The sequence below is a fragment of the Sphingomonas sp. Root710 genome, from assembly GCF_001429065.1.
GTDB lineage: Bacteria > Pseudomonadota > Alphaproteobacteria > Sphingomonadales > Sphingomonadaceae > Rhizorhabdus.
In genome coordinates this window covers 1,157,096-1,169,751 of record NZ_LMIB01000001.1, presented here as the reverse complement: position 1 = coordinate 1,169,751, position 12,656 = coordinate 1,157,096, and the positions used below count along the sequence as shown (strand labels likewise).

Sequence of the window (12,656 nt, the reverse complement as noted above, 5' to 3'; positions counted from 1 at the left end):
CATGCGCTCCGGGGCTAGTCTCCGGCCGAGTGACGGATAAGCTCGGGATAGCGCGACGCCATGGCGGCGGGCGACACGCGCTTGCCGGTCAGGTAGCGGTCCAGAAAGGCGAGGCTGGTCGCGTTGATCGCCTCAGTGGCCCGCGCGCCGTCGATCGTGCCGAGCAAGACGTCGCGTTGCGGATCGCGGGGCGCCAAGATCAGGTCGGTCATGCCCATATGGGTGATGTTGCTCAGCCGATAGCGGAAGATGTCGCGATGCCGTCCCGCCGTCGCCCAACGCTCATAGGCGAGATCATAGCTGGTGAAGGTGCGGCCGGCGGGTCCGCCATTGGGGTGAATCGTCCAGTCGCTCTGGATCAGCAGCACCGGCTTGCCCGCGTCGCGGTCATATAGCGTGCTGTCGAACTCGATCCCGTCTAGATTGATCGCGGCGGCGCATCGCGGCTCGCGGACGCAGGCCGAGACCGAGGAGGAGCCGCCGAACGACATGCCGGCATAGGCGAAGCGTCCTTGCCTGATCGCGCTCGCAATCGGGCCGAGGGCCGAGGCGCGATGCGGTCCGATCGCCGCATCGGCGGTGATGCGCAGATCCTCGCGCCAGGTCGTCAGCCGCCTCTCCATATCGCGCATGCGCGTGGATCGCCACAGTGCCGGCAGCAGCTTGCGTTGCGCCGCACGGTCGGGCGCGGCCCAGAAGGCCTCGATCGTCTTCGGATCTGGCTCGGGCGCGACCGGACCCAGCGCGGTCGCCAATGGCCCATGCGACGACGGGAGGTCGGCGGAATCACGGGGATGGGGCACCGACAGCACGACATAGCCCGCCGCCGCTAGCCGCTCCATCAACGCGCTGTTCTGCCGCGGATACATCAGGAAGCCATGGCTGAAGACGACCAGCGGGAAACGCCCGCGCGCGACCGGGGCATCGGGTTGCGCCCGGGTCGACAAGGCGGCGAAATTGTCGAGCATCGTCACGGGCCAGCGGAAGGTGCGCGCCAGGGCGGGGGCGGTGACGGCCTTCTCGGCCTCGGTGAAATAGGGCGCGCGGGGTCCGTCGCTCCGGGCCGCAGGATACCAGGCGACGATGCCGAGCGGCGTGCCGTCGGCGCGCGCGAGTTCGAAAGACCGCACGCCCACCGCATAGCGGCCCTGGAGCGCTGGCCAGGCGATCGGACCGAGCCGATATCGGGACGGATAGGATGGCGGTGTGTTGGCCGCGGGCGCTGCCGCGGCGCCCAACGCAGCAGCCGTCAGAACGAGCCTCTTCATGCGCAACATATCGGAGGCTATGCTTTCTCGTCGGCGTCGACGGTGCGATTCTCGACGATCAGGCCGCGCTCGCGCGAGACGCGCACCGCGTCGCGCCTTTTGCTGACGCCGATCTTCCGGAAGATCGACTTCAGCCGATATTTCACCGTGTCGGGCGACATGCCGATCAACCGGGCGATTTCCTTGTTCGAATAGCCGAAACTCAGATGCTCCAAGATCGTTGCCTCGGCTTCGTTGAGGCCGCCGTGCGAAGCCAGGTTGGGCGCACGGTTGGCGCGCGAACGGGTGATCGTCTTCAGGAACTGCGCGCGGAAACGGTCCATCTGCGACGAGCTGTCCGCGGTTCCGGCGAGCGAGGGCTCGACGAAGCGCCAGCCGTCGATGAAGGGGCGGGCGATCCCCTGGAACATGGCGCCACCCACGGCTTCGTCGAAGCTGGTCTGCGACAGCGCGATCTCGCCGGTGTTGCGCAGACCGTGCGCCATCAGGATGTTGACGTCGATCAGCATCCGTCCCGCGCCATGCTGGCTCGCCCAGCGCTTGAGCTTGCGGAGTTCGGCCAGCGCCGTGGTGTCCTGCCCTTCGAGCAGCACCAGCCGGGCGCGGTTGAGCGACGCAGCCGCGGCGACGGGCCGATAAACCGGCGATTCTTCGGCCATCGCATCGGCCAGCTGGTCGAGCTCGATCGAATCGGCATAGGCGCGCGCCGGCTCGGCCTCTGGCTCATAATGGATCAGCAGTTCGAGCTCGCACAGGCTCGCCAGCAGATCGAGCTGGCGCAGCCGGCGGCGTGCGGCGAGGCGGCGGGCCTGTGCGATCACCTGCCGTGCTTCGTCCATCTGTCCCATCGCGGCATGGGCCCGCACCGCGGTCAGATAGGCGGCGGCGTAGACGTCGACCCAGCCGTCCGACTGTTCCATGTGCGGCAGCGCCCAGCCGAGCAGCGCCAGCGCCTCGTCGGGCTGATCCTGCTCATAGAGGAGTTCGGCCTCGAACGCGGCACAGTTTGCGGCGAGGTCCGAGCGCGCGCCGAAGGCGATCTCGATCTCCGACTGGGCGGTCGACAATATCGCGCCCGCTTCCTTGACCCGTCCCTGCGCCCGCTTGATGCGGGCCTCCAGGAAACGGGTGAAGATGTCGCTGTAGAGCGAGCCGAGCGCCTGATAATGCTCGCGCGCGGTCAGCGTCGGCTCCAGCGCGCGCTCGATCCAGCCGCCTTCGAAATATTTCGCGCCCAGCGTCTCGCTGATGTTCGCGACGATCAGGTGGTCGTCGAGGGGCAGGGTGCGCAGCAGCGCCTCTCGCGCCAGCAGGTCGTCGAAGGTCGTCGGGACATTTTCATAATCGGCCAGCGTATCACCGACGACGCGGATTTCGTTCCAAAGGTCGGCGGAGATATCGGCATCGGCGACCTCGGCGACGAACCGGTCATAGCTGGCGCGCGCGAGCACCATCTCGCCGCGCTTGATCTCCAGATAGACGCGGGCGAGCATCAGGCGCGGCCACGCCGTCACCATGTCTTCGGGAAGCGTCGCAAGCGCGCGCGCCGCGATCGCCTGGTGGCCCTGCGGAATCAGCCGCCAGCCGCCGGAGCTTTCGAAGATGGTGGCCAGGAGCATATTGTCCTCGGCCTGGAGCGCATGGTCGAGCGCGGCGGTGACGTCGCCCTGTTCGAGGAACCAGCCCGCCGCGCGCCGGTGCAGCGCACAGAAGTGCGCCTTGTCGCGCCGTACCAGCCGTTCGCGCAGATATTCGGCGAAGAGCTGATGATAGCGATAGGCCTGCCGCTCGGGCGCCAGCGAGGACAGGAACATGCCCTGCTGCTCCAGCCGCTCGAGCATCAGCCAGCCGTCATTACAATCGCACAGCAGATTGACGACCTCGCCGGTCAGCTCGCCCAGGATCGATGTACGCAGTACGATCTCCTGCGTCTGTTCGGGCAGGGTCATCAGCACTTGCTCGGACAGGTAGCGGGTAAGGTCGGTGCTGGGCACGCCGAACCGCTCGATCAGCTGCCGCTGGTCGACGCCGCGCTTCAGCGACAGCGAGGTCAGTTGCAGGGCGATCGGCCAGCCTTCGGTGCGCTCCAGGATCATGTCGAGATCGCACAGCGCCAGCGCATCCTCATTACCCCCGCCGAGCAGGGCTTCGGCCTCGGGTTGGGAGAATTTCAGGTCGTCGCTGTGGAGCTCGAGAAGCTGATCCTCGGCTGCGAGGATCGATTGCCCCAGCCAGGGATAGTCGCGCGACGCGATCACAAAATGGCAGTTTTGCGGGGCCAGCCGGATCAACGAGGTCAGAAACTCTATTACCGGGGGACTCTCCGCCTGGTGAAGATCGTCGAGGATCAACACCACGGGCCGGGTTTCGCGGGCGATCCGATTGATGATCGCCGACAGCGCTGCGCGCGGGGGCAGGTCCGGCGCAGGCGGATCGCCATCGTCGCCGCGCTCGGCAGGCTGATCCGACGCGTTGAGCGCCAGCGCCAGATATTGGCCGAAGCGCTTCATATCGGCGTCGTCGCGTTCCAGCGTCAGCCAGGCGACGAAGGCCTTATCGTCCATGCGGCGCCGCCACTGTGAAAGGAGGCTCGTCTTGCCATAGCCGGCGGGGGCGTGAATCAGGGTGAGGCGCCGGTTGAGCGCCTCGTCGAGCCTGGCGAGCAATGCGTCTCGCCTGATCTGGTTGCCCAACCAGACGGGTGGGGCGACCTTCGTATGAATAAGCCCGTGCACCCTGCGAAAACCCCTTTCGCCGAGGCGACCATATCCTTCTGTCGCGTCAATTATCGCCATGAGCCTATGCCAGTGGCGACGCCTTCTCAAGCGCGGGGCGGCCATTACCCAAAACCGGGTAATGGCTTACCCATTAGCGCTGACTGCGCCCCGTTTTACGCGTTGCCCGAAAGACCTCGCGGCCTTTAGCTCGACAGTGTTCGAAGATGATATTTGGAGTGAGGGGCAGTGCGGATCGGCGTGGACGTTGGGGGGACCAACACCGATGCGGTGCTGATGGACGGCCGCACGGTGGTCGCCTGGACCAAGCAGCCCACCACCGCCGATGTGAATGCAGGCGTGGTCGCTGCGATCGGCGCGGTGCTCGATCAGGGCAAGGTCCGCCCCGACGCGATCGACGTCGTCATGATCGGCACCACCCATTTCACCAATGCGCTGGTCCAGCGCCAGGCGATCGACCAGGTCGGGATATTGCGGCTCGCCAGCCCATCGGGCGAGGCGCTCCCGCCGCTCACCGGCTGGCCCGAGGAACTGACCGAAACGGTCGGTAGTCACGTCTTTCTTCTCCCCGGCGGCTATGAGGTCGATGGGCGCGAGATATCGCCGTTCGACGAAGCCAGGGTCGCGGCGGCGGCGCGAACGTTGCGCAGCGAAAGCATCGATTGCATCGCGATCAGCTGCGCCTTTGCGCCGATCAACGCGAGCATGGAGGAGCGCGCGGCCGCGGTGGTGCGCCGTGAGCATCCGCACGCGGTCATCAGCCTGTCGAGCCAGATCGGCCGGATCGGCTTCATCGAGCGGGAGAATGCCGCCATCCTCAACGCCGCGCTGACGACGCTGGCTGGCAAAGTGGTTTCGTCCTTCGAACGCGCGCTGGCGGATATCGGCATTTCCGCGCCGCTCTATATCTCGCAGAATGACGGCACGCTGATCTCGGCGGCACAGGCGGCGGCCTATCCGGTGCTGACGATCGGGTCGGGCCCTACCAACAGCATGCGGGGCGCCGCGTTCCTCGCGGGGATCAGCGATGCGATCGTCATGGATGTCGGCGGCACCACCACCGATATCGGCGTGCTCGCCGGGGGCTTCCCGCGTGAATCATCGATCTCTGTGGATATCGGCGGCGTCCGAACCAATTTTCGCATGCCCGATATCCTGGCGATCGGTCTTGGCGGCGGTACCCGCATCCACCTCGATCCCGCGCATTATGAGGACGAGGCGCTCGCTCCCGGCAACCTTCGGGTCGGGCCGGACTCGGTCGCCTTCCGCCTGATCGAGGAAGGCATGCTGTTCGGTGGCCGGACGCTGACCGCCAGTGACATCGCGCTGGCGTCTGGCGACGTCAGCTTCGGTGATCGCTATCGCTTGCCTGTATTCAGTGCACAGGTGCTGCTGGCAGTGCGCGAACGGTTCCGCGCGATGCTCGAAGAGGGCGTCGACCGTATCAAGACCGCGCGTGGCGATGTCGCCGTGCTTGCGGTCGGCGGCGGCAGTTTCCTCATTCCCGAGGGGCTGAAAGGGGTGGCGGAGGTCGTCCGGCCGCCCCATGCCGCCGTCGCCAATGCCGTGGGCGCTGCGATCGGCCAGGTCGGCGCGCAGGTCGAGCGGATCGTCGATTATGACAGCGTCCCGCGCGACGCCGCGCTCGACCGGTTGCGCGACGAGGCGCGCGGCAAGGTGATCGCCGCGGGCGGCGATGCCGACACGGTTCAGCTCGTCGAGGTGGACGAGGTGTTCCTGAGCTATCTTCCCGGGCGCGCCGCCCAGGTCCGCGTCCGGGCCGTCGGCGACCTCGCCGGCGCGAAGCCGGCCAATGTCGATTCCAGCCAAGGCCTTTATGCACATCATGACCATTGATCGCGCGGCGCTGGCCGATCTCGCCCGCGGCGCGGCGTTCCTCGGATCCGGTGGCGGCGGAGACCCCTATTACGGACAATTGGTAGGGGAGGCCGAGCTGGCGCGTGGCGTCCGCTTCGAGCTTACCACGCTCGACGCGCTGCCCGACGACGCTCTCGTCGTGCCGTGCGGCTGGATCGGCGCGCCCACGGTCTCGGTGGAGAAGCTGCCCAACGGCAGTGAGGTGATCGCCGGGCTGCGGCGGCTGGAGGAGATCATGGGCCGCCGCGTCGATGCGGTGCTGCCGATCGAGATCGGCGGCGGCAATGGCCTCGCGCCGCTGGCCGCGGCCGCGCATCTCGGCGTGCCGATCGTCGACGCCGACGGCATGGGCCGCGCCTTTCCGGAATCGCAGATGGCTATCTTCAACATCCGGGGCCTCTCCGCCTGCCCATCGGTGCTGACCGCCGCCTGCGGGGCGCTGACGGTGATCGAGACGCCCAACAACATGACCCATGAGCGGATCGCGCGCAGCTTGGCCGTAGCGTTGGGGGGCATCGCCCATATGGTCGAATATCCGCTCAGCGGCCGCCAGGCGAAGGACCATGCCATCCGCGGCAGCGTGTCCGCCGCGATCGCGGTCGGCGCAGCGATCCGGACGGCGCGGACGAGCGGCGAGGATCCGTTCGAGGCGCTGTTCGCGGCTTTGCGCCGATCGGGCCTCTATCCCTTTGCCGGGGTGTTATTCGACGGCAAGATCGTCGATCTGGAGCGGGAGACCCGCGACGGCTTTTCGGTAGGCCGGGTGGTGATCGAAAGTTTCGAAGCAGGTGGGCGCATGGAGCTGATCTTCCAGAATGAGAATCTCCTTGCCCGTCGTGACGGCGCGGTCTGCGCGATGGTGCCCGACCTGATCACGGTGATGGACCGTGAAACTGCCGACAGCATCACCACCGAGCGGTTGAAATATGGCCAGCGGGTCAAGGTGGTGGGGGCGGCGGCCCCGGCGATGCTGCGTGAGGAACGGGCGCTTGCGCTGGTCGGGCCGGAAGCGTTTGGCTTCACCGACGCCTATGTTCCGATCGAGGATCTCAACGGCTGGAAGACCGCATGAGCGGGGGCAGCGGCATCAGCCAATATGCCACCACGCCTGTTCCGGATGACCAGTCGGTTCCCGGCTGGCGCGTCGCGCTGATCATCGCCAGCTTCTCGATCGCGTTGCCATCCTTCCTCAGCGGTGCGCAGACCGGCATGGCGCTGGGCTTTCGGGATTCAGTGCTCGCCTCGCTGCTGGCCGGGATCATCCTGTGCGCCGGCGGATGCCTGACCTCGATCATCAGCGTGCGGTCGCGGCTCACCACCTATCTGCTGGTGCAGCGATCCTTCGGGCGGCAGGGCGCGACGGTGGTCAATCTTGTGATCGCCGCGGTCCATTATGGCTGGTTCGGCGTCAACGTATCCTTCTTTGGCAGCGCCATGGCCGCCGCAGTGGCGCGCGTCTATGGCGTCCAGGGCGATTTCACGACCTTCGTGATCTTTGGCAGCGTGCTGATGACGGTATCGACGATCTTCGGCTTCAAGATGCTCGACCGGCTGGCACTCATCGCCGTGCCGTTCCTCGGCATCATCCTCGTCCTTCTCTGCTATTATGCGGTGCAGACGGGTGGAGTGGTCACCGCGCCGGCCCCCGTGCCGCCGGTGCCAATGAGCTTCGGCATAGCGCTGTCGGCGCTGATCGGCGGCAACATGCTGGCGGTGGCGGCGATGCCCGATCTCTCGCGTTACATCCGCACTTCGCGCAGCGCGGTGGTCGCAATGCTGCTGTCCTTTCCGGTAGCGGCTCCCATCCTTGCGGTCGTCGCGGCACTGACCGCGCTGGCGACCAACGAGGTCGACATCATCGCGCTCGTCGTGCGCTTCGGCCTGGGCCTGCCCGCGCTGGCGATGCTGGTGCTGTCCTGCTGGACGATCAACGGCTCGAATCTCTATTCGGCCAGCCTGTCGGTATCGGCTACCTTCCCGTCGGTGCGGCCCTGGGTGTTCACCATCGTCGGCGGCTTCATCGGCGGTGCCTTTGCGTTGATGCACATCATCGATGCCTTCATCCCCTTCCTGCTGTTCCTGGGACTGATCATCCCGCCGATCGCCGCGATCTACGTGATCGACGGCTTCACGAAGTTCCGGGAGGCCGATGCGGCGGAGTCGATCCGCGACCTTCCCGCCGTGCATTGGCCCGCGCTCGGCACCTGGATCGGGTCGGTCGCGATCGCGCTGCTCGCCGAATGGGCGGGGCTCAGCCTGACGACGGTGCCGACGCTCGATGCGACGATCATCGCCGCGATCGTCTATTTCCTCTGGCTGCGGGCGGTGCGGCGATGACGGCCGAAATCGGTTCGCATGGCGAAATCGCCGACCTCGACGCCCATGCCCAGGCAAGCCTGGTCCAGCGCGGGGTGGTGCCGCCTCATGCATTGGTCGAAGCCGCGATCAAGCGGATCGAGGCGGTCGATCCGATCGTCAACGCGGTCAGCCACCGCGCCTTCGACCATGCCCGCAAGGCGGCACGCAAGGTTGACCGCATGGCCCCGATGGCGGGCGTGCCTTATCTGCTCAAGGCGTCGATGGAATATCCTGGATTCCCCGTCGTCTCGGGCTCTCGCACGCGGCGCGACGCGGTCGCGAAGCGGCAATTCCCATTCTCGCGCCGGCTCGACGAGGCAGGATTGATTCCCTGCGGCATGTCGACCATGCCCGAATTCGGCTTGCTGGGGGCAGGGGAGGCGCTGGTCTATGGGCCGACGCGCAATCCCTGGAACCTCGACCGCAGCAGCGGGGGATCGAGCGCCGGGGCCGCCGTCGCGGTCGCGACCGGCATGGTCCCCTTCGCTACTGGCAGCGACGGCGGCGGATCGATCCGTATTCCCGCTTCACATTGCGGGATCGTCGGCTTCAAGCCCAGCCGTAACTGGAACCTGCGCGCGCGGGCATCGAGCCTCGTCGACGATTTCCTCACTTCCGACGCGCTCTATGGCCGGTCGATGCGCGACACCATCTGGGCGGCGCGGCTGTTGCGCCGTCAGCCGCCCGCGCCGATTGAAGCCGCACCGCCGATGCGGATCGCGGTCAGCCTGCGCGGGCTGGACGGGGAGATGCCCGATCCCGATATCGCCAAGGTAATAGAGCGCACGGCAGAGCTCTGTGAGACGCTGGGCCATCATGTCGATCATCGCGAATTGCCGATCGATCATGCGGCGCTTAGCCGCGCCTTCGACGTGCTGTGGAGCTATGGCGGGGGAGAGGTCGCCGACCTTTATGGCGGCGTGCGTGGCCCCGATGGCGAGGGGTTGCTCGAACCGTGGACGCTGGGGTTGGCGGCGCGGCGCGATGCGATGACGCCCGAGGATCTTGCCACGGCGCTCGAGCAACCCGGCTTGCTCCATCGGCGGCTCGAAGCCTTCTGGCAGAACTATGACGTGGTGCTGTCGCCGGTCACCAGCGGCATCGCGCCGCTGCTCGGCGTGCTCGCTCCGGATCGTGACTTCGCGGCGCTGTGGCGCGACCATTTCCGCCATGTGAACTACACCCAATTGCAGAATATGGGCGGATTTCCAGGCCTTTCGCTGCCGCTGTTCGAGGCCGCCGAGGGCGTGCCGGCGGGTTCGATGTTCTGGTCGCGCCAGGGCGCGGACAATCTGTTGCTGGCGCTCGGCGTGCAGCTCGAAGAGGCTAGGCCCTGGGCCGCGCGCCGGCCGCCTGTGATCGCGAGCCACGCGAAGGCCGCCTGATCGAGGCGGCCTTCGCGCAGCCCTTAGCTCTCGACGTAGCTGAGCGTGGTCACGTGGACGAGCCGCGCGACATCCTCGCCGAAGCTCTTGGCCGCACGCTCCTCATTGGCGCTGGCTTCGATGATGTAGCGACCCTTCTCCGTGGCAGGCACGGTGACGCGGCCTGCCGCGTCGGTGGTCAGCTTCGTCTCCACGCGCTGCGGCGAGAAGACCGACACCGCCGCATTGGCAACCGGCTTGCCGCGGAGCAGCAGCGTGAACTGGCGGCCGCCGCTCTCGACCGGGACAAGCTCGAAATCTAGCTTCGGCGCAGTGTCGTTGCGGCCCGCACGCGCATAGAAGATGTTGCCGTGGCGGACGCCGCCGTCGGTCCATGGCGCGAACACCTGGTCGTTGCGGAGCCGGACATCGCCCTTGTCCGCAACCGATGCGACGAAATGCCTGTCCTGTTCCTTGCGGATGAGCGCGGCTGGGCGGGCAGGATCGGCGGTGAAGACGACCGACGTCTTCAGCCGGTGGGTCTGATCCTCCTCCTTCTCCTTGGGGGCGATCTCGTCCAGATATATCCGTACGGGGCCCGCATTGTCGCGTTCAAGCCATATGGCATGGGCGGAGGCGGTGCCGGCCAAGGTCAGGGCGGCTGCCCCGGCTAGGAAGATCCTGGCTAATCTCGTCATCATCATTCTCCCAAGGTGCAGTTTCAAGGCCGGACCACCGGCTCAGTTAATCAGGCGGAAGCTGGCTTCGAAGCGCATCCCCAGGACGATCGCGTCGCCGATCGTCGGATCTGCGCCGGGGTGGCGGACATATTGGACATGCGGCTGGATCGTGAACCAGTCGGCGAGCGGCGTCCGATAGGTCAGTTCGACCGCGGTCTCGGACTTGCCGCCGCCAAAGGCCGCGCGATAGTCGCGCGCGGTGAAGGCGGTGGCGAAGGCGAGGCCCAGTTCGTCCTCCTCTGCCCATGGGCTGGTGAGCTTCAGGCCCGCGCTGGCGAAGCGATCGAACATGTTCAGCTTGCCGCTGGCGGTGCCGACTCGGAAGAACCCGGCCAACTCGCCCGTCGGGCCGGAGCCGATCGGCGCTTCGCCGCGCAGATAGACGCCGGCATTGCCGCGCCGCCGTCCGCCGCCATGGTCGTCGAAACGCGCCGTGTAGCGCCAATGGCCGAGCAGCAGCCGCCCGCCGAGCATGGGCGCTTCGGCTTCCCCGATCAGCAATGCGCCATGATCGCCGCCAATGCCGGGTGCCCCGTCGAGAATGGCGGTGCGCAGCGCCCAGCCTTGGGCGGGCTTCACCTCCAGCCGCGCGGCGAGCGAAGTCTCCGGAAAGATCGATGGGCCGTTGAGGCCGGTCTGGGCGATGTCGGTGCCGATGCCGTGCGCGCTGCCGACGAACAGGCCTGCGGTCTCGAGACTGTCGAACTCCGAATTCAGATCGTACCGCCCGGCCTTGAGCGAGACATGCTCGCCGAACCTCTGATCGATCCAGGCTTCGTACAGCCGCAGCTTCCGCTTGCCTGTCTCGATATTGCTCACTGCCTGCGCATCGCCGGCAAGGTCCGAGATCGACCTGCCGTTATTGTACAGGCCGTAGATGTGCAGTTCCGCGCCACGCCATCCGGTCAGCGCCGCGAGGTCGGCTTCGAGCACGATGTCGAGATTGTCGAGGTAGCGCGTGCCCCGCCGCAGCCCGCCGTCGGCGACCGACATCACCTCGCCCGTATAGGTCGTTTCGAGCAGGACCGGGCCCTGCATCTCGTTGATCTCATGACCCGCATGGGTGTGGGCATGGGCGTGCGGGCCGGGCGCGGTAGCGGCAATCACGGTCGCGGCGAGGAGTTCCGTCAGCATCGTCAGACGCCCGGCATCGGGTTGAGGCGGACCCGGTTGAACCGGTTGCACAGGTATCGAGTCACGCGAAAGTCCTTTTCTTGCGACGCCGATGCCAAAGCAGCAGGCCGGTGATGATCATCGCGATCAGCCAGATACCGATCGCGAATATGAGCAGGCGGCCCCCGAGCCCTGCCACGCGTCCGGTGTGTATCGGGACGAGCGCATTGAAGGCGCGCGTCGCGAACGATGCTTTCACGATCGGGAAGCTGCCCCGCACCCGCCCGTCATTGGCGTCGACCAGGACACGGCTGGCGCCATAGGCGCGGCGCATTTCCTGCGGGGTCTGCAATCCTATCGTGTAGGTCGCGTCTTGGGCGGTCGGGAAGCCGACCGAGACGAGCATGCTGCCGGGCAGCGTCGCAAAGGCCGTTTCGATCGCCCGGCCCACGCCGACCGGCGCGCCATGCGCAGGTACTGGTGGCATGGACGGCGTATCGGCGCCGGCCAGATTGGCAACGCCATCGGGGAATTTGAGGAGCGTGCCGGTCACCGCCAGCACCAGCGCAGGCACGACCAGCCACAGGCCGATCGCGCGGTGCCAGCTGAAAAGCCGTGCGGCACTCGGGCCGCGGTTGATCGGTCTCACCACGCTTTTCCAGGGTGCGTTGCGCGGCCACGCCGCCATCGATCCGGCAATCAGGTTGCTGACCAGCAGCAGCCCGGTCACGCCGACGATCCAGTCGCCGGTCGTGCCCGCCAGCAGATTATGATGCAGCCCGACCGCTATATCGAGGATTCCGCCTGATGGTTCGTCGGGGCCGCGCAGGATGGTGCCGTCGCCCGCGATGCGTGCCGAGCGGTTCGCACCCGCTGCATCGGTGAAAAAGACGTCGTAGCGGTCGGGCAGGCCGGCGGTCGTCCACATCGAATCGACCGCCGCCTTCGTCCCGGGCGGCGCGAATCGGTTCAGGCGGCGCTCGATGCCGGCCGGGTCGGTTGGGCGGTGCAGGTCGCTGATCGCCGCGTCGCGGATTTCCCAGTGGAAGACGATCATCGTGCCGGTGATCGCCTGGAGCAGCCAGAAGGCCGCCGCCGCCAGACCGAGCCAGCGGTGCAGCTTGACGATCTTCGCGCGTAGCGGCGGCGCCCCCGTCGTCACGACATCGCCACGGCGTTTGCGTTGGCGAGAGCATGGCG

Annotated in this window: 9 protein-coding genes; 4 read left to right on the top strand and 5 right to left on the bottom strand. The window is 66.9% G+C overall.

Annotation, left to right across the window (positions count from 1 at the left end; all coding sequences use genetic code 11):
* Positions 1-14: 14 nt before the first annotated feature.
* Together ASE00_RS05455 and ASE00_RS05450 are read right to left on the bottom strand one after the other, a co-directional pair.
* Entirely contained in the window at positions 15-1,268 is a 1,254-nt protein-coding gene (locus ASE00_RS05455; RefSeq protein WP_056378130.1) for a hypothetical protein, read from the bottom strand.
* Positions 1,269-1,285: 17 nt separating this feature from the next.
* The gene (locus ASE00_RS05450) at positions 1,286-4,003 is read right to left on the bottom strand and encodes a helix-turn-helix transcriptional regulator (RefSeq protein ID WP_162256410.1); all 2,718 of its coding nucleotides are present in this window, start codon (positions 4,001-4,003) and stop codon (positions 1,286-1,288) included.
* Positions 4,004-4,231: 228 nt separating this feature from the next.
* Here ASE00_RS05450 and ASE00_RS05445 point away from each other — a divergent pair, with 228 nt between their 5' ends.
* Genes ASE00_RS05445 through ASE00_RS05430 form a run of 4 tightly spaced genes read left to right on the top strand, consistent with a single transcriptional unit; the run spans position 4,232 to position 9,624 of the window.
* On the top strand, positions 4,232-5,860 hold the full coding sequence (locus tag ASE00_RS05445; protein WP_056378128.1) for a hydantoinase/oxoprolinase N-terminal domain-containing protein: 1,629 nt from the start codon (positions 4,232-4,234) through the stop codon (positions 5,858-5,860).
* Positions 5,850-6,953, top strand: a complete 1,104-nt coding sequence (locus ASE00_RS05440) for a DUF917 domain-containing protein (RefSeq protein WP_056378127.1) — start codon at positions 5,850-5,852, stop codon at positions 6,951-6,953. The genes ASE00_RS05445 and ASE00_RS05440 overlap by 11 nt, the downstream gene beginning before the upstream one ends.
* Positions 6,950-8,218, top strand: coding sequence for a purine-cytosine permease family protein (locus tag ASE00_RS05435; RefSeq protein WP_056378126.1), 1,269 nt, complete (start codon positions 6,950-6,952; stop codon positions 8,216-8,218). The genes ASE00_RS05440 and ASE00_RS05435 overlap by 4 nt, the downstream gene beginning before the upstream one ends.
* The gene (locus tag ASE00_RS05430) at positions 8,215-9,624 is read left to right on the top strand and encodes an amidase (protein WP_056378125.1); all 1,410 of its coding nucleotides are present in this window, start codon (positions 8,215-8,217) and stop codon (positions 9,622-9,624) included. Before ASE00_RS05435 ends, ASE00_RS05430 begins: the two co-directional genes overlap by 4 nt.
* A gap of 23 nt (positions 9,625-9,647) precedes the next feature.
* Here ASE00_RS05430 and ASE00_RS05425 read toward each other — a convergent pair whose 3' ends face one another.
* From ASE00_RS05425 to ASE00_RS05415, 3 genes are all read right to left on the bottom strand, one after another.
* The gene (locus tag ASE00_RS05425) at positions 9,648-10,301 is read right to left on the bottom strand and encodes a DUF4198 domain-containing protein (RefSeq protein WP_162256409.1); all 654 of its coding nucleotides are present in this window, start codon (positions 10,299-10,301) and stop codon (positions 9,648-9,650) included.
* 42 nt (positions 10,302-10,343) lie between these two features.
* Positions 10,344-11,477, bottom strand: coding sequence for a carbohydrate porin (locus ASE00_RS05420; RefSeq protein WP_082594470.1), 1,134 nt, complete (start codon positions 11,475-11,477; stop codon positions 10,344-10,346).
* Between the two features lie 61 nt (positions 11,478-11,538).
* Positions 11,539-12,618, bottom strand: a complete 1,080-nt coding sequence (locus tag ASE00_RS05415) for a PepSY-associated TM helix domain-containing protein (protein WP_056378123.1) — start codon at positions 12,616-12,618, stop codon at positions 11,539-11,541.
* Positions 12,619-12,656 lie beyond the last annotated feature (38 nt).